At 68.4% G+C, this 24,581-nt stretch carries 24 protein-coding genes; 10 read left to right on the top strand and 14 right to left on the bottom strand.

The genetic code is table 11. The features are described from left to right. The 5 genes from F615_RS20325 to F615_RS0113205 all read left to right on the top strand — a co-directional run. On the top strand, nucleotides 1–247 hold a 247-nt coding region (locus tag F615_RS20325), incomplete at its 5' end, for a hypothetical protein (protein WP_211211808.1). Continuing rightward, complete coding sequence (locus F615_RS19245) at nucleotides 231–398, top strand: type II toxin-antitoxin system VapB family antitoxin (protein WP_310732004.1); 168 nt, start codon at nucleotides 231–233, stop codon at nucleotides 396–398. The genes F615_RS20325 and F615_RS19245, both read left to right, overlap by 17 nt. A 28-nt stretch (nucleotides 399–426) precedes the next feature. Then, nucleotides 427–597, top strand: coding sequence for a PIN domain-containing protein (locus F615_RS20525; protein ID WP_245558368.1), 171 nt, complete (start codon nucleotides 427–429; stop codon nucleotides 595–597). Beyond that, nucleotides 597–821, top strand: a complete 225-nt coding sequence (vapC, locus tag F615_RS20520; RefSeq protein ID WP_245558367.1) for a type II toxin-antitoxin system VapC family toxin — start codon at nucleotides 597–599, stop codon at nucleotides 819–821. Before F615_RS20525 ends, vapC begins: the two co-directional genes overlap by 1 nt. A gap of 186 nt (nucleotides 822–1,007) precedes the next feature. Then, on the top strand, nucleotides 1,008–2,375 hold the full coding sequence (locus F615_RS0113205; protein WP_019561662.1) for an alpha/beta hydrolase family protein: 1,368 nt from the start codon (nucleotides 1,008–1,010) through the stop codon (nucleotides 2,373–2,375). Between the two features lie 20 nt (nucleotides 2,376–2,395). On the opposite strand, the gene F615_RS0113200 is transcribed toward F615_RS0113205, so the two are convergent. From F615_RS0113200 to F615_RS0113160, 9 genes are all read right to left on the bottom strand, one after another. Then, a complete protein-coding gene (locus tag F615_RS0113200; RefSeq protein ID WP_019561661.1) occupies nucleotides 2,396–3,715 on the bottom strand; it encodes a tetratricopeptide repeat protein in 1,320 nt (439 codons plus the stop codon). A 4-nt stretch (nucleotides 3,716–3,719) separates the two neighbouring features. Next, complete coding sequence (locus F615_RS0113195) at nucleotides 3,720–5,123, bottom strand: amidase (protein WP_019561660.1); 1,404 nt, start codon at nucleotides 5,121–5,123, stop codon at nucleotides 3,720–3,722. Next, nucleotides 5,120–6,604, bottom strand: coding sequence for an ABC transporter substrate-binding protein (locus F615_RS0113190; RefSeq protein WP_019561659.1), 1,485 nt, complete (start codon nucleotides 6,602–6,604; stop codon nucleotides 5,120–5,122). The genes F615_RS0113195 and F615_RS0113190 overlap by 4 nt, the downstream gene beginning before the upstream one ends. An 85-nt stretch (nucleotides 6,605–6,689) precedes the next feature. Further along, a complete protein-coding gene (locus tag F615_RS0113185) occupies nucleotides 6,690–7,478 on the bottom strand; it encodes an ATP-binding cassette domain-containing protein (RefSeq protein WP_019561658.1) in 789 nt (262 codons plus the stop codon). A gap of 2 nt (nucleotides 7,479–7,480) precedes the next feature. After that, a complete protein-coding gene (locus tag F615_RS0113180) occupies nucleotides 7,481–8,455 on the bottom strand; it encodes an ABC transporter ATP-binding protein (protein ID WP_019561657.1) in 975 nt (324 codons plus the stop codon). Then, nucleotides 8,452–9,276: an ABC transporter permease gene (locus tag F615_RS0113175; RefSeq protein WP_019561656.1), complete on the bottom strand. Its 825-nt coding sequence runs from the start codon at nucleotides 9,274–9,276 to the stop codon at nucleotides 8,452–8,454. The genes F615_RS0113180 and F615_RS0113175 overlap by 4 nt, the downstream gene beginning before the upstream one ends. Then, entirely contained in the window at nucleotides 9,273–10,235 is a 963-nt protein-coding gene (locus F615_RS0113170) for an ABC transporter permease (RefSeq protein WP_019561655.1), read from the bottom strand. Before F615_RS0113170 ends, F615_RS0113175 begins: the two co-directional genes overlap by 4 nt. Nucleotides 10,236–10,245: 10 nt before the next feature. Next, complete coding sequence (locus F615_RS0113165; RefSeq protein WP_019561654.1) at nucleotides 10,246–11,442, bottom strand: amino acid aminotransferase; 1,197 nt, start codon at nucleotides 11,440–11,442, stop codon at nucleotides 10,246–10,248. Between the two features lie 47 nt (nucleotides 11,443–11,489). After that, nucleotides 11,490–11,993: a glutathione peroxidase gene (locus tag F615_RS0113160; RefSeq protein ID WP_019561653.1), complete on the bottom strand. Its 504-nt coding sequence runs from the start codon at nucleotides 11,991–11,993 to the stop codon at nucleotides 11,490–11,492. Between the two features lie 213 nt (nucleotides 11,994–12,206). Between F615_RS0113160 and F615_RS19495 the strand changes: the two genes are divergently transcribed. From F615_RS19495 to F615_RS0113140, 4 genes are all read left to right on the top strand, one after another. Next, nucleotides 12,207–13,106 (top strand): response regulator, encoded by a 900-nt coding sequence (locus F615_RS19495; RefSeq protein WP_019561652.1) that lies wholly within the window; start codon nucleotides 12,207–12,209, stop codon nucleotides 13,104–13,106. A 161-nt stretch (nucleotides 13,107–13,267) separates the two neighbouring features. Then, nucleotides 13,268–13,744: a chemotaxis protein CheW gene (locus F615_RS0113150; RefSeq protein ID WP_019561651.1), complete on the top strand. Its 477-nt coding sequence runs from the start codon at nucleotides 13,268–13,270 to the stop codon at nucleotides 13,742–13,744. A 39-nt stretch (nucleotides 13,745–13,783) separates the two neighbouring features. Continuing rightward, nucleotides 13,784–15,145: a methyl-accepting chemotaxis protein gene (locus tag F615_RS18590; RefSeq protein WP_019561650.1), complete on the top strand. Its 1,362-nt coding sequence runs from the start codon at nucleotides 13,784–13,786 to the stop codon at nucleotides 15,143–15,145. 7 nt (nucleotides 15,146–15,152) lie between these two features. After that, on the top strand, nucleotides 15,153–17,957 hold the full coding sequence (locus F615_RS0113140) for a hybrid sensor histidine kinase/response regulator (protein WP_019561649.1): 2,805 nt from the start codon (nucleotides 15,153–15,155) through the stop codon (nucleotides 17,955–17,957). Here F615_RS0113140 and F615_RS18585 read toward each other — a convergent pair. Beyond that, nucleotides 17,900–18,844 (bottom strand): DMT family transporter, encoded by a 945-nt coding sequence (locus tag F615_RS18585; protein ID WP_019561648.1) that lies wholly within the window; start codon nucleotides 18,842–18,844, stop codon nucleotides 17,900–17,902. The two genes, F615_RS0113140 and F615_RS18585, sit on opposite strands and share 58 nt — an antisense overlap. A 10-nt stretch (nucleotides 18,845–18,854) precedes the next feature. Further along, nucleotides 18,855–20,135, bottom strand: coding sequence for a lysophospholipid transporter LplT (lplT, locus tag F615_RS0113130; RefSeq protein ID WP_019561647.1), 1,281 nt, complete (start codon nucleotides 20,133–20,135; stop codon nucleotides 18,855–18,857). Between the two features lie 225 nt (nucleotides 20,136–20,360). Between lplT and alr the strand changes: the two genes are divergently transcribed. Further along, a complete protein-coding gene (gene alr / locus F615_RS0113125) occupies nucleotides 20,361–21,491 on the top strand; it encodes an alanine racemase (protein WP_019561646.1) in 1,131 nt (376 codons plus the stop codon). A 17-nt stretch (nucleotides 21,492–21,508) separates the two neighbouring features. On the opposite strand, the gene F615_RS18580 is transcribed toward alr, so the two are convergent. The 3 genes from F615_RS18580 to F615_RS19490 are packed head-to-tail and all read right to left on the bottom strand — an operon-like array spanning nucleotide 21,509 to nucleotide 24,538. Next, the gene (locus F615_RS18580; protein ID WP_019561645.1) at nucleotides 21,509–21,859 is read right to left on the bottom strand and encodes an AzlD domain-containing protein; all 351 of its coding nucleotides are present in this window, start codon (nucleotides 21,857–21,859) and stop codon (nucleotides 21,509–21,511) included. Further along, nucleotides 21,852–22,547: an AzlC family ABC transporter permease gene (locus F615_RS20700; protein ID WP_033371481.1), complete on the bottom strand. Its 696-nt coding sequence runs from the start codon at nucleotides 22,545–22,547 to the stop codon at nucleotides 21,852–21,854. The genes F615_RS18580 and F615_RS20700 overlap by 8 nt, the downstream gene beginning before the upstream one ends. 5 nt (nucleotides 22,548–22,552) lie before the next feature. Further along, nucleotides 22,553–24,538: a helix-turn-helix domain-containing protein gene (locus F615_RS19490; protein WP_019561643.1), complete on the bottom strand. Its 1,986-nt coding sequence runs from the start codon at nucleotides 24,536–24,538 to the stop codon at nucleotides 22,553–22,555. Between the last annotated feature and the right edge of the window lie 43 nt (nucleotides 24,539–24,581).

Raw genomic sequence — 24,581 nt, 5'->3', positions numbered from 1 at the left:
GGGCTTGCGAAAACGCTCGAATCCCGCGGACGCATCGGCCGCCGCTGCCAAGGTCATCTGCTTCATGACCGTAATCATCGCCGCCCATCACCAGGGCGACAAGACGGACTACTGCCAGGCGCAGGACTTGATCAGCGTTTCCTTAGGCGCAGCTGCGGTCAAAGACGTTTGCAGCGATGATGACAAGGTACTAACTAGGGTGTGTACCAAATGCACGATTGGTACACATCATGCGCACAAACATTGAGATCGACGACAAGTTGATGGGCGATGCCCTTCGCTTGACGGGCCTGAAGACCAAGAAGGAGGCTGTCGAGTTGGGGCTGCGCACGCTGGTGAGACTCAGCAAGAAGAGCTGCGGCGCTTCCGCGGCAAGCTGCAGTGGGAGGGCGACCTGAACGCCATGAGGACCGACGAGTGATTGTCGTGGACTATCGCGTTTGGATTGATTTCTTCCGCGGGGTGGTGACGCCGCAGACCGAGCGGCTCGATTCGCTGTTGGGTATCGAGCCGCTCGCGGTTGGGGATTTAATCCCGTCCGAAGTGCTGCAGGGCTTTAGCACGGAGAAAGACTTCAACCAGACCCGAGAAGGCTGATGACATCCCTGGAGGTGATCACGCTGGGCGGGCAAGAGGTCGCGCTGCAGGCTGCCCGGAACTGCCGCGCACTGAGAGCGCAAGGCGTGACGATACGCAAAACCATGGACACGATCATCGCGACGCGGTGCATCGAGGACGACCTGCCTTTGCTTTACAGCGATCGGGATTTCGATCCGTTCGTTGAGTATCTGGGGTTGCGTTCGGCAATGGTGGACAACTGAGCGTCTAGGCCTGGGACGGCCAGGCCCCGGCCAAGCGCAAGATCGGGGGCCCCTAGGGCAAGCCCTGGGCAGGGTTTTGCCCGGTGGATGCGCGGCAGCGCGGTTTCTATAGTGGGGCCTGGAATTGTGAACGGTCGTTCGTTTTCGTCGGTCCCGTCGTGTGACTGTTGGTCCAGGAGGCCTTTGATGATGCTGTCGAGATCCCTGACCGCCTTGGCTGTGGCGGCTTCGTTGTTGTTGTCGGCTTGCGGCGGGGGCGATGCGCCGCGCGGGGCCTTGCTGCAGTCCACGCCCACGGGCAGCCTCAGCGCCGCGCAGATCGACGCGGCCACGCAGTCTTCGGGCTTGCAAGCCTTGTCCGGCACGGCGCAATGCGCCGTGTCGGCGCTGCAAGTGCGGTATGTCACGCGCGACCCGCACGGTGACGAGGCCGAGGCCTCGGCCGGCGTGTTGGTGCCCACGGGCACTGCAGCGGCCTGCACCGGCAGCCGCCCGGTGGTCTTGTATGCGCACGGCACCAGCTTCGATCGCAACAAGAACATGGCCAATCTTGGTGACCCCGAGGTGCAGCTGGTGCTGGCCATGTTCGCCGCCCAGGGCTACATCGTGGTGGCGCCCAATTACCTGGGCTACGCCGGCTCTTCGCTGAGCTGGCACCCCTATCTCAATGCCGAGGCGCAGGCGGTGGACATGATCGACGGTCTGCGCGCGGCGCGCCGGGCGCTGCAGGCTGCCGGGGGTGCGCAGCCAACCGGCCCGCTGTTCGTCACCGGCTACTCGCAAGGCGGCCACGTGGCCATGGCCACCCACCGCGCCCTGCAGCGGGATCATGCCGGCGAGTTCACGGTGGCCGCCTCGGGGCCGATGGCCGGGCCGTACAACCTGGCCGAGTTCGGACGCCGGATCAACGAGGACCAGGTGATCAACGCGGGCGCCGTGCTCTTCACGCCGTTGTTGCTGACGAGCTATCAGCGCTCCTATGGCGATCTCTACACCAGCCCGGCGCAAGCCTACAACGCGCTGTATGCAGCAACCATCGAGTCGCTGTTGCCCAGCACGTCCTCGATCGACACCCTGGTGATGCAAGGCCGCCTGCCCAACGACCCCACGTTCACGGCCAAGCTGTTCCAGAACGACACCCACCCCGACGGCCTGATCCTGGACAGCTACCGGCAGGACTATGTCAACAATGCCAACAACGGTTTTCGGCGTGCGATGGCGCGCAACACCTTGCTGGGCTGGACACCCACCCGCCCGGTGGCGATGTGCACGGGTTCGCAAGACCCGGTGGTGCCTGCCAGCATCAACCAGTTTGCGATGCGTGACGACCTGAACAGCCGCCTGCCCGCCTCGCTGCAAGCGATCAGTTTCGACCTGGAAGACCGTGACACCTTGCCGGCCGGCTCGGTGGGCGACGCACTCTATGCCGGCTTCCAAAACGCCAAAACCCAATCCAACAATGTCGCCGCCGAATACCACGGCACGCTGGTGCCGCCGTTTTGCATGGCGCTGATACGTGGCTTCTTCCAGCAAGTCCAGATGGCTGGCTTGTGAGGCGCCGTCTAGGCGCGGGATCAGCAGCCAAGCCGGCTGCGCCAATGGGCGATCAGCGGCGTGGGTCCTTTGGCCAGCTGCCGCTCGTTCAACAGGGCGCGGCCCAAGGCGCGGTGGCTGCCGTGCGCGCAGGCGCTCAGCAGCGTGAGGTCGATGAGGTCGCGTTGCGCATGGCTGCCGCCGAAGCGGTGCGCCACGGCGCGCAAGGGGCCGAGTTGGGTCACGACGGTGTCCCAGTCTTCGGTGGCATGGGCGATCAGCCCGCGCATGAGTGGCAGGCCCACCTCGCGGGCCATGGCGCGTTGCAAGGGGGCGGCGAGCTCGGCCTGCGCGCTCGCGCGATCCAGCAGGGCTTGGGCTGCGGCCCTGTCTGCGGCTCCCAGGCAGGCCATCAGCGCATGCACGTCGTTGAAGGCGTAGTACCCGGTGCCCTGGGGCTGACCGGCCCAGCACGAGGCCAGCACGTGCCATCGGTGGCCGACCTCGGCCCCCAACAAGTGCAGTCGCCACAGCAGCGCAGCTGCATCCAAGCGCTGGAGCGTGAGGCCGCCTTCGATCAGCGGGGCGAGCTCGAGGTCGTAGATTTGCAAGGCCCCGTCCAGGTCCATCGCTTCCAGATGGAACAGCGCCAGATGCCAGGCGTTGTGACCGCGCAGGCCGTTGCCATCGTCCGACCAGTTGCGCCGCTGCGACTGCAACCAGGCGCGACCCTCGTCATGGCGGCCTTGCATCTCCATCATATGGGCCACGGCGTGCACGGCCCAGGGCACGCGGGCGCCTCCTTCGAGGGCCTCGCGGCCGACGGCCTCGGCCTGGGGGTAGAGATGGTTTTCTTCCAGCCCGAAGGCGTACATGCCCAGCACATAGGGATAGAGCGCGTCGTCGCGCGGCCATTCGGGCAGCACACGCGCCACGCGCAGCCGCAGTTCGCGCGCATCGCCCCGATAGAAATCGAACAAATGGGCCAGCTGCAAGGCCAAATGGTCGCAGGGGTGCTCGAGCAGCCGCTGTTCCCACTGGGCGCACGCGCCTTGCCAATCGCCCGCCCAGGCGCGCCACGCGGCCCCGAGGTGGGCCTGCTCGCGGGGGTGGCCGCGACAGCGCGCCGCAGTCTCCAGGGCCTGGCGGGCCGGGCCCCGCAGGGGGGCTTCGGTCAGTGTGAGCAGATAGCCGGCGCGCATCACGTGCGGCAGCATCCAGTCAGGGTCGGCTGCGCTGGCGGCCTCCAAATCTGCCAAGGGGTCGCCATAGAAGGACGACAGGCGCCACAGCGCCCGTTCGAGATGATCCAGCGCCGCCGCGCTGGCGGTGCCGACCGGGCAGCCGCGATGGTCTCGCATGGCCTCAGGCGGGCGGCTGCGGCCAGGGGCGCTGGGCCGGCCGCAGGCGTTCCCAGGCGCGGGCCATGCGCAACACGCCCAGATCGTCGAAGCGGCGACCGGCGATTTGCAGGCCGATCGGCAAGCCCTCGGCGGTGTAGCCCGCGTTGATCGAGATCGCCGGCTGTTCGCTCATGTTGTAGGGCAAGGTGAAGGCGATGTGCTCGAAAGGTCGCCTCACGTCGTTGGTTGGGCACGGCAGCTCGGCCTCGAAAGCCGCCATCGGCGCGGTGGGCGACAGCACATAGTCGTAGGGCTGGGTGGCGTCCACCGTGGCTTTGCGAAGGACCAGGGTTTGACTGTAGGCCTCGTAGAGGTCTTCGCCGCTCCAGCCGGCACCGCCTTCGGCCCAGGCACGCACGAAGGGCAGGATGCGCTCTCGCCGTTCGGCCGGGAGCTTGCGCATCTCGACCCAGAACCGGGTGCGCCAGAAGCGGTCCACCCCTTCGATCATGCCGCGGTCGCACCACGGCGCCAGCGGCTCGACATGGGCACCAGCCGCTTCGAAGGCCCGCGCCGCGGCCTCCACCGCGGCACGCACCTCGGGATCGACGGGCTGGCCCCAGCCGGCTTCCAGGTGCAAGCCAAGGCGCAGGCCTTTGAGGTCGCGGTCGAGGTCGAGCCAGGCCAGGTCCTGCCAAGGCAGGCTCATGTGGTCGCGCGCATCGGGTCGGCTCAGCGGGCCCATCATCAGCGCCGCATCGGTCACGCTGCGGGTCATGGGCCCGGCCACGCGGGCCGGATAGGGCGGGTCGATGGGGATGCGCCCCAAACTGGGCTTGAGCGCGACGATGCCACACCAGCCCGCAGGCAGGCGCACCGAGCCGCCGATGTCGGTGCCCAGGTGCAACGGGCCATAGCCGGCGGCCACGCCCGCCCCGGCCCCGGCGCTGGAGCCGCCCGGGTTTTTGCGCAAGTCCCAGGGGTTGCGGGTGAGCGGATGGAAACTCGACAAGCCCGAGGACAGCATGCCGTAGTCGGGCATGGTGGTCTTGCCGAGGAACACCGCGCCGGCCTCGCGCAGCCGTGCCGCAGGAGGGCTGTCGTCTTCGGCCGGCACGAGCTCGGTGGCCGCCGTGCCCAGCGGGGTGGGCACGCCCCGGGTGGCGATGTTTTCTTTGATCATCACCGGCACGCCGTCCAGTGCCCGGGCCTCGCCACGGCGCCAACGTGCTTCCGAGGCGCGCGCCATCGCCAGCGCGCCGTCCGGGTCGAAGGCATAGGTGGCTTTGAGGTGCGGCTCCCAGCGCTCGACATGGGCGATGAGGGCGCGGGTCACTTCGACCGGTGACAGCGCGCCGCGGGCGTATTGCCGCAGCAGCTCGGTCGCTGAGAGGTCGTGCAGGGCGGTCGGGGTCTCGGACTTCATTGCCAGCGCACCGCGGCCATGTCGTTGGCGAAAATGGGCGAGCTGCTCCAGATGCCTTGCAGGCCGCGGCGACTCACGGCGATGTGGGGCAGCTGGAACAAAAAGGCGTTGACGGCATCGGTGGCCAGCAGGCGCTGCATCTCGCCCAGCACGGCCAGGCGGCCGGTGTCGCTGGTGGTTTCGTTGAACTTGGCCAGCAGGCTGCGGAAGGCTTTGGAGTCGTAGCCGAAGTAGTAGTCGGGGTTGGCATAGATGGCGATGTCCAAGGGCTCGACATGGCTGACGATGGTCAGGTCGAACTGGCCCTTGAAAGCGCCCGAGAGCCACTGCGCCCACTCGACGTTCTCGATCTTGGCATGGATGCCCACCTGGGCGAGTTGGGCCGCGATGATCTCGCCGCCGCGCCGTGCATAGGCCGGTGGCGGCAGCGTGAGGGTGACGTTCAAGGGGGTGCTCACGCCGGCCTCTTTGAGCAATGCACGCGCGCGCTCGGGGTTGTAGGGATACATGCCGGTGAGGTCCACGTAGCCGGCATCGCTGGGCACCATGTGGCTGCCAATGGGGGTGCCGAAGCCGTCCATCGCACCGGCGATGAGCGCCTGGCGGTCGATGGCATGGGCCACGGCGCGGCGCACGCGCACGTCGTCGAAGGGCTTGCGGCGATGATTGATGCTCAGAATGGTCTTGCCCTCGGTGCCACCGACTTCGACCTTGAAGCGCGGGTCGTTGCGGAACTGGCCCACGCTTTGGGTGGCCTGGAAGCGCGGGATGGCGTCCACATCGCCAGCCAGCAACGCGGCCACCTGGGCGGCCGGATCGTTGATGAAGCGGAAGGTCACGCGGTTCAGTCGCACGCTGGCCGCATCCCGGTAGCCCGGCCATTTGCTCATCGTCACCGACGAGCCTTTGACCCAATTGTCGAATTTGAACGGACCGGTGCCGATGGGGCGCGTGCTGGTGGTGGCCGCGCTCTTGGGGTCGAGGATCACGGCGGTGTTCTCGCCCAGGCGGAACAGAAAGGTCCCGTCGGCCTTGTCCAGCGTGAGGATGACGGTGTAGGCATCGGGGGTGTCGATGCGCGTGATGTTGTCGAACACCGCTTTTTTGGCCTTGTTGGTGCTGCCCTCGGCCTTGGCCCGCTCGAAGCTGAATTTCACGTCGGAGGCGTCGAAGTCCTCGCCATCGTGGAACTTCACGCCGCGCTTGAGCTTGAAGACATAGCTGCGCCCATCGGGCGAGATGGTCCAGCTTTCGGCCAGCAGCGGGCCCACCTTGCCGTCCATGTGGATCTTGGTGAGGCCTTCGAGGATGTTGTAGTGGACGATTTCGCCGATGGCCGCCGCCGGCGCCGTCGTCGGGTCCAGCCCTGGCGGCTCCAGCGTCATGCCGATGACGACGCCGTCCTTGCGCGCCTGCGCGGTGGCGCACACCGCCCAGGCACCAAGGGCCAAGGCGCCGACGAGGCGAAGATGCCACTTCATGGAGACCCTCCTGGAACGAACGGGAAGCAAAGCCTGCGCTGCCATTCCACCATGAATGGTGCGAGCGGGCAATCGCCAGCGCCCCTCACAGCGTGGGCACTGCAGCGAGCAAGGCCCGGGTGTAGTCGGACTGGGGGGCGCGAAAGACGGTAGCCACCTCGCCGCGCTCGACGATGCGTCCATGCTGCATCACCACCACCTCGTCGCAAAGGTAGTCCACCACCGCCAGGTCGTGGCTGATGAAGAGGTAGGTGAGGCCGAAGTCGCGCTGCAAATCGCGCATCAGGTTGAGCACCTGGGCCTGCACCGACACGTCCAGTGCACTGACGGGCTCGTCGGCCACGATCAGCTGGGGCCGCGTGACCAAGGCGCGCGCGATGGCGATGCGCTGGCGCTGGCCGCCGGAGAACTCGTGCGGATATTTGGCCCTGTCCGCTGGGCGCAGGCCCACGGCCTCCAGCGCTTCGGCCACGCGCCGGCGGCGCTCGGTGGGCGTCACCTCGTCCAGCACCGACAGCGGCTCGGCCACGATGCGCTCCACGGTCTGGCGCGGATCGAGCGAGCCATAGGGGTCTTGGAACACCATTTGGAAGTCGCGCCGCGCCCGGCGCAGCTCGGCCGGGGCCAGGCGGTGCAAGTCCCGACCCAGCAGCCGCACGGTGCCCGCGGTGGGCCGCTCCAGCGCCATCACCAAGCGCGCCAGCGTGGACTTGCCCGAGCCGGACTCGCCCACCACGCCCAGGCTGCGGCCGGCCTCGATGCGCAGGCTCACATCGTCCAGCGCCAGCACGGTCTCGGCCGGCTGCCACAGCGATGTGCGCGGCAGGCGGTAGCGCTGACTGAGATGATCGACCACGAGCAAGGCTTGGGACATCGTCAGGCCATCAGTTCTGCCCAGCGCACGCAGGCCACCTCGTGCTGCGGGGAGGCGGCCTGCGGCATGGGGCGATCGTCACACACCGCCGCACGATGCGCACAACGGTCGGCAAAGGGGCAGCCGCGCGGCAGGTCCGCAAGCTCCGGCACGCGGCCGGGGATGGTGTGCAGCCGTTGACTGCGCGAGGCGCCCAGCCGCGGGCGGGCGGCCAGCAGACCGCGCGTGTAGGGATGCAGGGGCCGGCGCAGCACCTGGTCCACCGGCCCCTGTTCCACGCCCAGGCCGCCGTACATCACCAGCACGCGGCGCACATTGCGGGCGATCACCGCCAGATCGTGCGAGATCAGCATCAGGGCCATGTGGCGCTGCGCCACCAGGTCGGCCATGAGTTGCAGGATCTCGCGCTGCAAGGTCACGTCCAGCGCGGTGGTCGGTTCGTCGGCGATGAGCAGGTCGGGCTGGCAAGCCAGGGCCATCGCAATGAGCACCCGCTGGCGCTGGCCGCCGGAGAGCTGGTGCGCATAGGCATCGAGCCGGCGTGCGGCCTGCGGCATGCGCACCTGTTCCAGCAGACGCAGGGCCTCGGCGCGCGCGGCCTTGGCATCCAGGCCGCGGTGCAGGCGCAGCGGCTCGGCCACTTGGCGACCGATGGGCTGCAGTGGGTTGAGCGCCGTCATGGGTTCTTGGAAGACCATCGCGATGCGATGGCCCCGCAGCCGGCACCAGGCGGCTTCGTCCTGCGCCAACAGCTCGCGGCCGTCCAAGCGCACAGAGCCCGACACCCGGGCGCCATCGGGCAGCAGGCCCATCAGCGTGAGTGCCAGCAGGCTCTTGCCGCAGCCCGACTCGCCCACCACGCCGAGCGTGTCCCCGCGTTGCAGCGAAAAACTCAGGCCGCGCAGCGCTTCGGCCGGCCCGCGCGCGGTGCGCAGCGTCACCCGCAAATCGCGCACCTCCAGCAGGCTGCGGCTCATCGCTGCCTCGCCAGACGCGGGTCGAGCAGGTCGCGCAGCCCGTCGCCCAAGAGGTTCAACCCCAGCACCGACAGCGCGATCGCGATGCCGGGGTACAGCGCCAGTTGCGGCGCCTGGAACAATTGGGTTTGCGCCTCGCTGAGCATGCGCCCCCAGGACGGCTGGGGCGGCTGGGTGCCCAGGCCCAGGTAAGACAGCGCCGCCTCGGCCAAGATGGCCGTGGCGAATTGGATGGTGGCCTGCACGATGATCACCGAGGCGATGTTGGGCAGCACGTGCTCCAGCGTGATGCGCAAGCTGCCCTTGCCGCAGGCGCGCGCAGCCGCAATGAACTCGCGCGCGCCCACGGCCTTGGCCGCAGCGCGCGTCAGTCGGGCGAACACCGGGATGTTGAAGAGGCCGATCGCGACGATGGAAGTGAACAGCCCGGGTCCATACACCGCGGTGAGCATGATGGCCGTGAGCAAGGCCGGGAAGGCGAAGCCGAAGTCGGACAAACGCATCACCACTTCTTCCACCCATCCGCGCCGCGCCGCGGCCAACAGGCCCAGGCTCACGCCGAACACCAGCCCCATGCCCACCGCCACCACGCCCACGAGGATGGAGTTCTGCGCCCCCACCAGCAGCAGCGTGGCGATGTCGCGCCCCAGGCTGTCGGTGCCCAGCCAGTGAGCGGCCGACGGCGGCTGCAAGCGCTGGGCAATGTCGATGGCCTCGGGCGGATAGGGCGTCCACACGAGCGACAGTGCGGCCGCCAGCAGCAAGGCCAGCACCAGCACGGCCCCCAAGACGAAGCTGCGGCGCCCGAAGGCGGCCCTCATGCATCGACCCCTTTCAGTCGCGGATCGATCCAGGCATAGAGCACGTCGACGACGAAGTTGATCAGAATGACGGCCGCCACCAACAGCAGGATGACGTCACGCACCACGGCCAGATCGCGGTTGGCAATGGCCTGAAAGACCAGGCGGCCCAGGCCGGGCAACACGAAGACGTTCTCCACCACGATGGCGCCGGTCAGCAAATTGCCCAACTGCAGGCCCATGATGGTGAGCACCGGAATCATCGCGTTGCGCAGCACATGGCGCCACAAGGTGGCCCGGCGGCTGAGCCCCTTGGCGCGCGCGGTGCGCACATAGTCTTCGCGCAGCGTGTCGAGCACGGCCGAGCGCGTGAAGCGCGCCAGGATGGCCGACTGCACGGCCGCCAGCGCCACGGCCGGCAGCACCAGGGCCTTCAGGCCAGCCCACAGACTGCCGCCTTCGTCTTGCGTCCAGCCCGGAAAACCGCCGGCCGGAAACCACTGCAGGTGCACCGCAAAGACCAGGATCAGCAAGATGGCCAGCCAGAAATTGGGAATGGCCAAGCCGAGCTGGCTGAGCGTCATCACACCCAAGTCGCCCAAGCGATTGTGACGCGCGGCCGCATACACGCCCAGGCACAGGCCCGCAACCACGGTCAGCCCCATGGCCAACAGGGCCAGTGGCAGGCTCACGCGCAGACGTTCGGCAATGAGGGTCCACACCGGTGTGTCATAGGCCACGCTCACCCCAAAATCGCCGCGCAAGGCGCCGCCCACCCATTCGACATAGCGCACCCACGCCGGACGATCCAACCCCAGCTGCGCCGACAGCGCAGCCACTTGCTCGGGCGTGGCCGTGGGCCCCAAGCGCACTTCGGCGGCATTGCCCGGCAGGACCTCCAGCACGACGAACACCACCACCGAGGCCGCCAGCAAGGTGGCGATGCCACTGACCAAGCGCTTGAGCAAGAAGGCGCCCAAGGCCGTGACTTCACTGGGCCAACACGGCGGCCATGGCCTTGGCCACGGCTTCGACATTGTGCTGGTTCAGCCCGGCCACGCACATGCGGCCAGTGCGCACCAGGTAGACCCCATGCTCCTCGCGCAAGCGGTCCACCTGCTCGGGGCTCAGACCGGTGTAGCTGAACATGCCGCGCTGGGTGAGGAAGTAATCGACATTGCGCCCAGGCAGCTGGGCCGACAGCACCGCATGCAAGCGACGGCGCATTTGCTGGATGCGTGCGCGCATCGCGTCGAGATCCTCGGCCCAGGCTTGGCGCAGCTCGGGCGTTTGCAACACGCGCGCGACGATCTGGCCGCCATGTGTGGGTGGGCTGGAGTAATTGCGACGGATCGCCGCCTTGAGCTGACCCAGCACCAACTCGGCCTCGTGTGCCGAGGGGCAGACCACGCTGAGCGCGCCGCAGCGCTCGCCGTACAGCGAAAAGCTCTTGGAAAACGAACTGGCGCAGAAGAAGCTCACGCCCGCATCGGTCAGCGCGCGAATGGCATGAGCATCCTCCTCGATGCCATCCCCAAAGCCCTGGTAGGCAATGTCCACGTAGGGAATGAGCCGGCGCGACTGGATCACCGGGATGAGCTGCGCCCACTGCTGGCGCGTGAGGTCCACGCCCGTGGGGTTGTGGCAGCAGGCATGCAGCAGCACGATGCTGCGCTCGGGCATGTCCTGCAGTGCCGCCAGCATCGCGTCGAAGCGCAAGCCGCCGCTGGCCGCGTCATAGTAAGGATAGGTGTGGACGGTGAAGCCCGCACCTTCGAACATGGCGCGGTGATTGTCCCACGTGGGGTCACTGACCCATACCTCGGACTGCGGGAAGTAGCGCTTCAGAAAATCCGCCCCCACCTTCAGCCCGCCGGAGCCGCCCAGGGTCTGGATGGTGGCAATGCGGGCGCTGCGGACGGCTTCATGGTCGGCGCCAAAGATCAAGTGCTGCACGGCTTGCCGGTAATTGGCCGCTCCTTCCATCGGTTGGTACGGCCGTGGCCCGATGTCCTGCAGCAGGGCCGCTTCGGCCTGCCGCACCGCGCGCATCACCGGCAGACGGCCGTCGTCGTCGAAATACACCCCGATGCTCAGGTTGATCTTGCCCGGCCGGGGGTCCTTCTGGAAGTTCTCGTTCAGGGTCAGGATGGGGTCGCCGCCATAAGGGTCGACGTGTTGAAACATGAGAGCTCCTTCGATGCGCGATGGCCGGATTATCGATCGCCTGCCCCTCAGTCGGCCGCGAGCGCCGCCTCGATGTCGCGCTCGATGGCCTCGGGCCGGTCCGTGGGCGCATAGCGCTTGAGCACCTGGCCGTGGCGATCGACGAGGAACTTGGTGAAGTTCCATTTGATCGCCTTGGTGCCCAGCAAGCCCGGCGCCTGGGCGGTGAGCCATTGGTACAGCGGATGCGCCTGCGCACCGTTGACCTTGATTTTGCTCATCATCGGAAAGCTCACCCCATAGTTCACCTGACAAAAGTTGGCGATCTCCTCGTTGCTGCCCGGGTCCTGAGCGCCGAACTCATTGCTCGGAAAGCCCAGCACCACCAAGCCGCGAACCGCATATTTGCGCCACAGCGCCTCCAGCCCAGCGAATTGGGGCGTGAAGCCGCACCGGCTGGCCGTATTGACGATCAACAGCACCTTGCCGCGGTAGTCGGCCAGCCGCACCACGCGGCCGTCGATGGCCTGGGCTTCGAAGTCATACACGCTGCGGGTCTGGGGCGAAGTCATGTCGCAACTCAGCGGGGTCAACCAGCCGCACATGGTACGCCGAGCCCGCCGTGGGCCCAAGCACGGCCGGCGCATCGCCCCCCTGCGCCAGCCTATCGCCCCACGTTTCCGGGCTTGACGCCCCCACAGGCGGGGCCGAACATCGGCGCATGCAGCCGCGCCTCGGCGCTCCCGGCCCGGGGCGCCGAGGCGGCCGTCAGGAGCCTCGTTCCCATGAGCATGCGATATCGGGTGGCCCTCCAAGGCTTCAGCGCCTTCGAACGCTCCACCTTTCAGTCGTTCTTCCGCTTGGCCGCCCGACGCCAGCCGGCCTACGACTTGGTCGAGGACTTGCGCAGCGCCGACTTGGTGATCGCCGACGCCGACCAGCCGGCGGCGGTGTCGGCCGTGCGCGAGGCCGGCCGGCTGCCACGCTGCTTGTTCATCGGCGCGCACGACGTGGGCGCCGGACTGGGCCGCTTGCCACGGCCGATCAATCTGATGAACGTGCTGCGCATGCTGGACGAAATGAGCCAGCCCGGTGCCGCGCCGCAGCGCTCGGCCCTGTCCGCAGCCCCCTCTCGCCCGACCGCAGCCGCCCCCTTGGCACTGGAGGCCATGCCGGCGGCCGCCTCGGGCCGCGCCCGCGCCATGTCACCCAGCCGGCCTGATTTTTCCGGCAGCAGTGATTTCTCCAATTCCGTCACCGTCGATGGGGACGAGCGCTTCGATCACATCCTCGTGGTGGACGACTCCGACATCGCGCTGCGCTTCATGCAAGCGCGCCTGAAGCGCTTCGGCTTCAAGGTCCATCTGGCGCGCAGCGGCGAGGAGGCGCTGCAGCGCATCGCCCAACAACAGTTCGAATTCGTCTTCCTCGACGTGATGATGACCGGGATGGATGGCTACCAGACCTGCAAGGCCATCAAACGCAAGCCCCCGTCGCCGGGACGCCGCGTGCCGGTGGTGGTGATGCTCACCAGCCGCGCCGGGCCGGTCGATCGCATCCGTGGCACCCTGGCCGGCTGCGATGCCTACCTGACCAAACCGCTGTCCGAGGACGAACTGGTGCGGGTCATCAGCCGCTATGACGCGGCCTTCCAGCGGGGGTTCGAGAACACCGCCGCCAACTGACTGCCAACTGACTGCCAACTCACCGCCCACGGACCACCGACAGCCGCCGACGAACCGCCAACGCCGTCGGTCTCCCCCCGTGTCGGCGCCGCACCGGGCAGGCCGGGCTTTCTTTCGAAGCCGATGCGCCTCTACACTAGCCCGACACCGATGCCTTCGACGTGAGCCCGCCCGCCGACCTTCCCTCCCGCCACGCGACTGCCCCCGCCCAGGCCCAGGGCCTGCGCTGCGGCCCTTGGGCGCTGGCCTTTCCCTACAGCTGGGCGCGCACGTTCGTCGAAGACATCGAGCTGTCGGAGGTGCCGCACGCGCCGGCCTGGTTGTTGGGTGCGGCCAACGTGGACGGCTCGGTCGTGCCGGTGTTCGACCTGCTGCGCTGGCTGGATCCGGCGCAAGGCACGCCCACCGGCCCCGGCAGCCGGATGCTCCTGGGGGGCGACGGTGACCAGGTGGCCGGCCTGATCTTCCGCGGTCTGCCCACCCCGGTGCACCCTGTCGCCGGCGCCGCCCCCGGGGTGCCGCCGGCCCTGGCCGAGTTCGTGCGCGGCGCCGCCGTCGATGCCCAAGGGCAGCCCTGGGCGGTGATCGACGCGGCGGCCCTGCTCGAAGCCTGGGCGGCCGAGCTCAGTCTGGCGTGAAGCCGACCTGCGCGTGATGGACTCACTCAGGAGCCTCGTGTGAACTTGAGCCTGAAGCTGCTGCTGGGCGGAGCCCTCACCGCCGTGCTGGGCGGGGTGTCGGCCTGGGCGGCCCTGCATTGGGCGCCCCCGCCCGGGCAAGGCATGCCCTGGCCCCTGGTGCTCGCCCTCGGGCTGGCCGCGTTGCTGGGCGCACTGCTGATGGCGCAGCTCGGTCGGCGCTGGCAAGCGCCCTTGCACCAGCTGCGCCACACCCTGGAGCGCGCCGCTGGCGGCGACACCCAGATCCGCGCCCGGCTGCAGCGCCATGACGAATGGGGCGCTCTGGGCGCCGCACTGGACCGCGTGCTCGATGAGCGGGGCCAACGCCTGCAGCGCATCGCGCAGGAAAACGAAAGTCTCAATCGCTCGGTCGTGGGCCTGCTGCACACGGTGTTCCAGATGTCGAACAAAGACCTCACCGCCCGTGCGGAGGTGACCGAGGACATCATCGGCACCCTGTCGGCCTCGATCAATCAACTCGGCGAAGAAACCAGCCGCACCCTGCAAGAAGTGCAAGACATCGCCGATCAAGTGCGCAGCGCCTGCGAATTCGTCGGGGAGCAAGCGCTGCGCGTGGATGAAACCGCCCAACAAGAACGCGCCGCGCTGGAGGGCATGGCCGCCCATCTCGGCCAAGCCACCTACCAGCTCGCCCAGATGGCTGCGCTGTCCACCTCCTCCAGCGAAGCCGCCGAGCTGGCCAGTGCCGCCACCGACGCTGCCCTGCATGCGGTGGACGCCACGGTGCGTGGCATGGAAGCGCTGCGCGGCACCATGGCCGAGACCGAAAAGCGCTTCAAGCGCTTGGGCGAGCGCAGCCAAGAGATCTCCACCATCGTCAACCTCATCCATGCGATTGCCGAGCGCACCCACGTCCTCTCGCTCAATGCCTCGATGCAAGCCAGCAACGCAGGCGAAGCCGGACGCAGCTTCGTGGTGGTGGCCGAAGAAGTGCAGCGCCTGTCCGAATCCGCGCGGGCAGCCACGGCGCAAATCGCCCAGCTCGTGCAAAGCATCCAGGTCGAGACGGGCGACACCTTGCTCACGATGAACCGCCTCATCGCCGAAGTGGTGCGCCAGTCCGAACAAGCCCGCCAAGCCGGCGCGCAAATGGCGCAAACGCGGCAAACCACGGCCCAGCTGGTGAGCCTGGTGCAGCAAATCGCCGCGTTCTCGCAGGCCCAAAGCACGCTGGCCCAAGAGCTGCGCCTGTCGGTGGAGCAGCTCGACCGCGGATCGGCCCAAACCATCTTGGCCATCGAACAGCAAACCGAATCGACGGCCACCCTGGTCGACTACGCCCGACGCCTGTCCGAAGCCGTCGGACAGTTCCGATTGCCACCTGCGCAACACCCCTGAGCCCCCCATGAAGACCGACGACTTGCTCGAGGTGCTGCGCGAGGAATTCGCGCTGGCGGCCCCCGACGTCGACGACGCCTTGCTGCGCTGGCTCAGCAACCCGGACGATGCGGCTGCGGCGGCCGAGGCAGCCACGCTGTTCGACCGCTTGAACCAAGCCTGCCGCGTCGTCGGCCTGGACGGACTGGCCGCGGTGTTGGAGCTGCTGCGCGATGGCATCAGCACCCTGGCCACCCTGGACCGGCTCGACCGTCAAACCGCCCTGGGCTGGCTGGCACAGTGGCAGCCGCCGGTGCAGGACTACCTCGATCAGCCGGCCAGCACGACAGCCACCCAGGCGCTGATCGACTTTCTGCGCAGCGGACCGTTGGGGCTGCCGCCGGACTCGCTGCAAGCCCTGCGCGAGGCGCTGCTCCACCGCCCCGCGGACGCGGGCGTGGACGCGCTCGCCGCGCCCGTGCCGCACGACCCCGATGCCGATGCAATGTCGCTCGAAGTGCCCGCCGACGTGGACGCCGCGCTGTACGAAGCGTTTCTCGACGACGCCCCGGGCCAAGTGGCCACGCTGGCCGAGGCCGTGCGCGCCTTGACCGCCGGCCGCGCCGATGCGGCCTGCCTGCACGAAGCCCGGCGCGTCGCCCACACGCTCAAAGGCAGTGGCCACATCATCGGCATCCGCGGCATCGGGCGGCTGGCGCACCGCATCGAGGACGTGCTGGACCATGCCGTCCAGCAAGAAGGCTGCTTGCCCCACGCCGTGGCGCGCGACCTGGAGCAGGCCGTCGCCTGCCTGGACCAGATGGTCTACGCCCTGCGTGGCGAAGAAGACCCGCCACTGGACGCGCCACACTGCCTGGAGCGGTTGGAACGCTGGGTGCAGGCGCTCCACGACGGCTGCGCCGAGGCCCTGGCCGAGCCGACCCAGCCCATCCCGCTGGCTCCCCCTGCGGCCCCCGGTGGCCCGCCGGCCGCGCCGGCCCTCCACGTGCCCACGCCAGACGAGACGGTGCGCGCCACGCTGCGCATCCCCGCCGAGCGGCTGGACCGCCTGGTGCGGCGAGCCGCCCAAGCCTTGGTGCACCAGGGCCGCGCTGAGGACATGGTGCGTCAGGTCGAAGACCGGCTGGCGCAGATCGAGCGGGCCCAGCGCGCGCTGCAAGACCGCCTGCGCGACCTCGAGCTGGCCATCGACCGACAGGTGCACGCCCAGTCGCCAGCGGCATCCAGCCAGGCCGCGGGCTTCGACAGCCTGGAGCTGGACCGCTACAACGAACTGCAATCACTCGTGCGTTTCACCACGGAAACGCTGGCCGACGAGGCCGAACACACCCGCGCCGCGCGTGCCCAGGTCCAAGCCGCCGTACAGGCCCTGCGCAAGCAGGGGCACGAGCTCGTCGAGCAGCATCGCGAGCTGATCGGCGCACGCCTGGTGCCCGTGCGTCAGATCGTCGCGCGGCTGAAGCGCAACGTGGCGCAAACCGCACGCCTCACCGGCAAAGAAGTCGAGCTGCGCATCGAGGGTGACGACGTGCCGCTGGACACCGAGGTGCTGGACCGCCTGACGGAGCCCTTGCTGCACCTGCTGCGCAATGCGGTCGACCACGGCATCGAGCCCAGCGCCGACCGCCTGGCCGCGGGCAAGCCGCCCTGCGGCACCGTGTGGCTGCGCTTTGCACGTGACAGCCGCACCGTCACCGTCGAGTGCCAGGACGACGGCCGTGGCCTGGATCTGGCGGCCATCCATGCCCGCGCGCTGGAACTGGAGCTGCTGCGCCGCGACGATCCCATCACCGAAGCCGAGTTGGTCCGGCTCATCCTGTTGCCCGGCTTTTCCACCCGCAGCGAAGTCAGCGAGATCTCCGGTCGCGGCGTCGGCCTGGACGTGGTGGCCGACCGCCTGCGATCGATGAAAGGCCGCATCGACATCGACAGCCGCCCGGGCTCGGGCAGCCGCTTCGTGCTCACGGTGCCGGCCACCACCGGACTGCAACACGCGCTGATGGTCGAAGTCAGCGGTCAGGTCTATGCCCTGCCCAGCGAGGGCCTGAGCTTGGCGCTGGCCCCGGGCCAAGGGCAAGTCGTCGTCGGCCCCCAAGGCACGCAGTTCCGCCATGCGCAGCGCCTGTACCCCTACCAACGGCTCGGTGCCTGGCTGGGCCTGCCGCCGCCGGAGTCCACCGTCGCGACCCCTGCGGTGGTGCTGGCGCGCGTGGGCGGACGCGACCTCGCGCTCGAAGTGGACCGCATCCTCGACTCGCGTGAACTCATCCTGCAAGACATCGGGCGCTACTTGCGCCGTTTGCGCGGCGTGGCCGGCGGCGCGTTTCGCGCCGACGGCCGGCTCGTGTTCCTGCTCGACCTCGAAGCCCTGGAGCGAGCGTACGCATCCCCCGTGCGCCGCCAGGCCGCCGAGCGCCTGCGTCGGCGCATGCAGGTCCAACGCAAGCATGTGTTGGTGGTCGACGATGCCCTGTCGGTGCGCCAGACCCTGGCCCAGCTCCTCGGCGATGCGGGCTATGAAGTCACCACGGCGCGCGACGGCTTCGAGGCACTCGATGCGCTGATCCGTCGCCAGGCCGACGTCGTGCTCACCGACCTGGAAATGCCCAATCTCGACGGCCTGGAGCTGACCCGCCGTCTGCGCGAATCGCGCCTATGGAAGACCCTGCCGGTGGTCATGCTCACCTCGCGCGCCACCCCCAAGCATGTGCGCAGCGCCGAAGACGCTGGCGTGGATGTCTTCCTCACCAAGCCTTACGAAGAAGCCGAGCTGCTGGCCGAAGTGCGCCGGTTGGCCTTCGCCGCAGGCTGAGCACCCCGACCGACCCGCGCAGGAGCCAGCGTGGCCAGCAAGGCGGCCATCACGATCAGCCCACCCCCCAGCAGCGTGCGCCCCGACAGCGGCTCTGCGCCGATCCACACCGCCGACAGCGCCGCAAACACCACTTCGGTGAGCATCACCACCGCCGTGACATTGGCCGGCAGCCTCGACGCCCCATGCTGATAGGCCAAATTGCCGGCCAAGAAAGCCAAGGCCGTCAGCCCCAGCAGCGCCATCCACGGCGGCTGCACCGGCGGCAACGCCGGCACCCAGTGCATCCCGGTCAGCGGCCCCAACGCCAAGGCCAAGACCAAAGACACACCCACACAGCCCATCAGCATCGCCAAGGCGCGGCCTTCGTCGCGCGTGACCGGTGCAAAGCGCCGCACCAGCACGCTGTTGCAGGCAAAGCCCAGGCCGCCCAACAGCCCCAGCACGTCGGCCAGGCTGCGCGGCAGCGGCCAAGCCCCACCCTCGGGCTGCAACACCAGGGCCGCCCCGCCCAAGGCCAACCCCACCCGCAGCAGCCCTCCCAGTCCCGGACGCTCGCCCAGCCACAGCCAGGCCAACAGCGCCGTCCACACCGGCATCAGGTAGAACAACAACACCACGCGCACCACCTCGCCGATGCTCACCCCCCAGTTGAAGGCCGCATTGACCCCGCCCGAGGCCAAGGCCATGGCCCACAGCACCGGCGTGCGCCGCACTTGTCCCAGGGCCTGCGGCCGCCACAGCAGCAGCACCGCGCAGCCGATCGAAAACAGCCCGACATTGGCCCACAGCGGATGCACGCCCATGTCGCGCAAAAGCCGCAAAGGCCACCACGACAGGCCCCAAACGGCCGCATTGAACAGCAACGCCAGCGTGGGCCACACCATGCCGCGGCCCTCAATGACGGTCGCTGCGCGCGATCTCGAGCAAGTGCTCCACCTCCTCGGCATGGTGGCGCAGATTGTGCGCATGCCAGCGCCCGATCGCCCACATCGTGCCGGCCACCACCAGCCCGAACGCCGTGATAGCCCCAAACGCCGACAAGCCCAGCTTGGTCATCCCGGTGTAGAACGCGCCCAGCCCCAAGATGCAGGCCTGCTCATTGAAGTTCTGCACCGCGATCGAGCGCCCCGCGCCCATCAGGTTGTGGCCCCGATGCTGCAGCAGCGCATTCATCGGCACCACCAGGAAGCCGCCCAGCCCGCCCAACACGATCAAGAAAGGCGCGGCCACCCAGACGTTGTCGATGAAGTTCATGCCGATGACCAACACCCCCATGGCGATGCCCAAGGGAATGACCCGCGTGGCCTGATCCAGGCGCATGTAGACCGAGGCCACCATCGCCCCCACCGCCGTGCCCACGGCCACCACCCCCACCAGGGAAGACGCCTGCGTGGTCGAATAGCCCAAAGCGGCCGCAGCCCAGGCCAGCACGATGTAGCGCAAATTCCCCGACACCCCCCAAAACAGCGTGGTGGTCGACAAAGAAATCTGCCCCAGCCGGTCGCGCCACAACCGGCGATTGCAGGTGCGAAAGTCTCGCCACAGCTCCAGCGGCGAGGCCGGCAGCGGCTGCAGCGTCGCGCTGGTGCGTGGGATGAACCAATTGAAGACCGCGGCCAAGACGTACAACACGATGATCGAGGCGATCGCCGCCTGCGGCGCGGTCTCGATGCCGGTGTCCCAGCCCGGCAGCAAGTCCACCGACAACAACCACGGCCCCAACACCGGGCCGACCAACTGCCCGCCCAACAACACCCCCAGAATGATCGAGGCGATCGTCAGGCCCTCGATCCAGCCATTGGCCTTGACCAGCTGTGACGGCGGCAGCAGCTCAGTGAGGATGCCGTACTTGGCCGGCGAATAGGCCGCAGCGCCCAAGCCCACGATCGCATACGACATCAGCGGATGGGTGCCGAACAGCATCATCAAGCAGCCCAGCACCTTGACGCTGTTGGAGACGAACATCACCTTGCCCTTGGGCAAGAAATCCGCAAACGCCCCCACGAACGGCGCCAACACCACATAAAACAGCGCGAACATCGGCACCAAGGCCGCGCGCTGCCACTCCCCAGCGCCCGACAGCCGCAACAGCTCCACGGCCGCGACGAACAATGCGTTGTCGGCCAGCGAGCTGAAGAACTGCGCCGACATGATGGTGTAGAAGCCTTTTTTCATTCACTGGGCTCGCTGGGCGCCGGCTTCCGGGCAGGGTGACATCCTTGAAACGACAGACAACGCTTGCTTCCTCGTCGCGGGAAGCGAGCGGGTTTATAGCATGCGGCGATCCCCCGGCGCCGACCGGAAAACCCGTGAATGCTGCGCCCAAGACGGCCTGACATCGCATCGGATGCGGCCGCCCGGCTGGCAGAATCGGCGGGATTGCCCCGGAGCCTAGCGGCCATGCCCCGTCCCATCGAAGCCATCATCCACCCCGACGCCCTCGCACGCAACCTGCAGCGCGCCCGCGCGGCCGCCCCCGACGCCAAGGTCTGGGCCGTCGTCAAAGCCAATGCCTACGGCCACGGCATCGAACGCGCCTACGCCGGACTGCAAGGGGCCGATGGCTTTGCCCTGCTGGACATTGCCGAGGCCGAACGCGTGCGTGCCTTGGGCTGGCGCGGCCCCATTCTGCTGCTCGAAGGCTGCTTCGAGGCCCGCGACCTCGAAGCCTGCTCGCGCTTGAACCTGTGGCATGTGGTGCACACCGAGCAGCAAATCGACTGGCTGGCCACCCACAAAACCACCTGGCCGCACCGGGTTTTTCTCAAATTCAATTCCGGCATGAACCGGCTGGGCTTCAAGCGCGACGCCTTCCGCACGGCCTGGATGCGCTTGAGCGGCCTCACGCAAGTCGAGGAGATCTCGCTGATGACCCATTTTTCCGATGCCGACAACGAACGCGGCATCGCACATCAGATGGCGGCCTTCCAAGCCGCCACCACCGACTTGCCCGGTGAGCGCTCACTCTGCAACAGCGCGGCCACCTTGCGCTACGCGGGCGACCATCCCGACGTGCGCGCCGACTGGGTGCGCCCTGGCATCATGGTGTACGGCTCGGCCCCTGATTTTCCTGCCCACACCGCGCGCCACTGGGGCCTGCTGCCGACCATGACCCTGCGATCGCGCCTGATCGCCGTGCAGTCCTTGGAGGCGGGCGACTGCGTCGGCTACGGCAGCACCTTCACCGCGCCGCAGCCCATGCGCATCGGTGTGGTGGCCTGCGGCTATGCCGACGGCTACCCGCGCCACTGCGGCACCGGCACACCGGTGCTGGTCGATGGGGTGCGCACCCGTGTGGTGGGCCGCGTGTCCATGGACATGCTCACGGTGGATCTCACGCCGGTCGAGCAAGCCGGTCGCCACGCCGGCCTCGGCGCGGAAGTCACCTTGTGGGGCCAGGGCCCGCACGGCAGCCTGCTGCCCATCGACGAAGTGGCTGCGGCGGCCCACACCGTGGCGTATGAATTGATGTGCGCGCTGGCTGCGCGCGTGCCGGTGACGGTCCGCGATCTGGGGCCGCAGGCCGCGTAAGCCGACCATCAGCCGACTCAAGGCCCGCCGTCCACCCACACCATCCAGGCATACACCGCCGTCCCCCACAGCGTGGGACCGACCAGTCCCCCGCACAGACGCTGCCAAACCACCACCGCGGCCACAGCGGCGGCCACCGGCAGGATTCGAGCCGGGCCGGCCGCCGGCCACACCAGCGGATGGAGCGAGGCCACCAGCAAAGCCGCCAGGGCCGCCGGGCCCATGGCCGAAGACCAGCGGCGGATCGACTGCGAGCCCGACGCGCCGCGGCGCCGCAAGCGCCACCAAAACGGCAAGGCGCGCAGGACGAAGGTGCCCAGCCCGCAGGCCAGCACCGTCAGCAGCAACGTCCAGCCCGCCTCAGTCATGCTCGCTGCCCGCTCGCAACGACTGGAAAGCCGCACCGGCCAGCATGCCAGCCGGAAGGGCCACGGACGCCGACGCCAGCGCCAGCCCCAGCAGCGTGATGCCCGCGGCCGCCGCCAGCCCCATGGCCCGGCCGCGCACGCCCATCTGCAACAGCAAGGACAGGAACAGCGCCGGCAACATGAATTGCAAGGCCTCGCGCAGCAGCGGGAACCGATCGACCCACTGAGCCCCTGCGGCGGCCCCCAGCGCGGTCCCGGCGATCCAGGCACCATAGGCCCCGGCCTGAAGACCGGCCAGCCAGCCGGCCCGTCGCTCGGGGGGCAGACCGGGCAGACGCGTGGCTGCGCAGGCGAAGACTTCGTCCGTCAAGCCAAACGCCAGCGTGGACGACACCCGGGCCGACCGCGCCTGCGCCAGCTGCTCGGCCACCACCTGGCCGTAGAGCAAGTGGCGCGCATTGAGCAGCCACACCGTGGGCACCACCGCCAGTGGCGCGCCCCCCGCGGCCCACAACGACAGCAGCACGAACTGGCTGGCCCCGGCAAACACCAAGGCCGAGATGGCCACCGCCCAAGCGGCGCCCAGCCCCATCTGCACCGCAGCCAAGCCGAAAGAAAAAGCCACCGGCACATAGCCGGCCGCGATCGGCACGCTGTCGGCCAAGCCGCTGAACACCCCCGATCTCATGCGGTCTATGGCTTGCGGAACGCGAACACATGCGTGCCACCGCCCCAATCGTCTTGCCCCACGGTCGCGAACACCCGGCGGTGACGCACCAATTCCAAACCGGCCAAAGCCGCCAAACCGGCAAAGCGCCGCGCAAAGGTTTTGCGTTCGACTTCATAGTCGAAGCCGGCCACCATGGCTTGCAGCTCCAGCCAATAAAACCGCACGAAGGCGCCCAACTCGTCTTGCGGCCAGCGGCGCACCTCGGAGTCGCACAGGCGGGCGTAGAGCTGACGGCACATGCCCACGGCCTGGGCGCCCCGCCCTTCGGCGGCGGCCATCGAGGCCATCAACACCGTGCGACGGAAGTCCCGGTACAGCCGCGCGTCCTCCCCATGGGCCTGGGGCCACGGCTCGCCCACCCAGGCCATGCTGGCCAGCAAATACGCCCCGTGATGCCGCACCAAGGCCGCATGGCGTTCTTCGACGCTGGTGAATTCGGGCAGGAACTCATCGGCCACCACCAACAAGCCTCCGGGCTGCAACAACGCCGCGGCCTTGTGCAACATGAAGGCGGTGTTCAAGTGATGCGAGGCCCCGAAGGACGTGATCAAGGACGTGCGCGCTGCCGGCCACTCCAAGGCCAGGAAATCGCCCCGATGGGTCTCGATGCCCGGCGTCTGGCCGGTGCGGCGCTGCAAGCAGGCATAGGCCGCCTCATCGGGCTCCACGGCCAAGAACTCCAATGACGGGTGCAGCTCGCGCAACATCAACAAGGGCAGCCCAGGGCCGCTGCCCACGTCGATGACCAAGCCCGACGGTGGCGCCGATGCCGCGCTGGCGATGTCCTGCGCGGCGGCCACCACCTGACGCGCATAGGCCGGGTGCAGCAACTCGAAGGCATCGTACTGCTCGACATCGATGCGGCTGCCCAGCGGCCCGCTTCGCTCGGGGCAGGACGCCCCCTCGGGCAAGCCGGCCCGCAAGACGCGCGGCAAGCGCCGTTGGCCACGCTGCAGCGACACCTCCAGCGCCAACCCATTGAGCACCCACGAGGGCGACTCCAGGTCCGCCACCAACGAACGCACATCGTCCTCGCCCAAAGGGGTCGTGGGCGATTGCGCCCACCGGGCCAAACGCAGGCATCGCTGGGGCAAGGGCTGGGCCGACCAGGCCTGCGGCGCCCATTCGCCGAAAAAGGCCGAACAGGCCAGCATCGGCACCAGGCCGATGAACGGCCCTTGCGCATCCTCCTCGACGAAGGCATGCACCGGCCAAGGCCACGGACCGGCTTGCAGCTCGGCCAGGGCCTGCGCCCACAGCTGCCGCCCGTCCCGTCCGGGCTCGGGCTCGCCGCGCAAGCGCAACAAGCGCACGCCCAAGCCATTGGACACCTCCAACAAGGCCCGCTCCAACACCCCGAGCAAGCCCTCCCACGCCGCCGCATCGGCGGGCTGGGGCACGTACAGTGTGGAGGCACAGCCGCCATAGGCCTTGGGCGGATACTCGATCAAGACCAAGGCCCGCGCACCATGCTCATGGGCCGCATACACATGGGAGACATCGGCTTCGAACACATGGGTTTCGCCCGAACGCAGCAAGCGCGGGCGATCCGCCGGCCCGGCCAACATCGTCCCGGCCAGCACCGTCACCCGTTCTTTCACGCCGTGCAAATGCGGAGCCGACTCCTTGCGGCAACCCGGCAACAGTTCGATCGTGTAGACCTCGATCTCGGGATCGTCGCGCGATCGTTCGATCAATCGAACATGCACGCCAGGGCCGCCCCAGGCGGGCTGCTCGCCGCCGCCGTCGTCGATCAGCACACCGAAAGGCACGCCCAAGGCATTGGCCACCGCCCACAGGGTTTCGATCGTGGGGTTGCCTTCGCCGTTTTCGAGCTGCGACAGCGTCGATTTGGCCACACCACTGCGCTCGGACAAGCCCGCCAGGCTGAGCCCGCGCTGGTGGCGAAAGCGCTGCAGCGCGCGGCCGATCGTCTGCACCGATGCCATGTCGCCCTCCCTGAGTGAATACTCGCCCCCCTGAGCCGGCGCG

This window comes from Caldimonas manganoxidans ATCC BAA-369 (genome assembly GCF_000381125.1).
In the GTDB taxonomy this organism is placed as follows: domain Bacteria; phylum Pseudomonadota; class Gammaproteobacteria; order Burkholderiales; family Burkholderiaceae_C; genus Caldimonas; species Caldimonas manganoxidans.
Note: the sequence above shows the minus strand (reverse complement) of the source record. Positions and strands in the feature narration are given on the sequence as shown.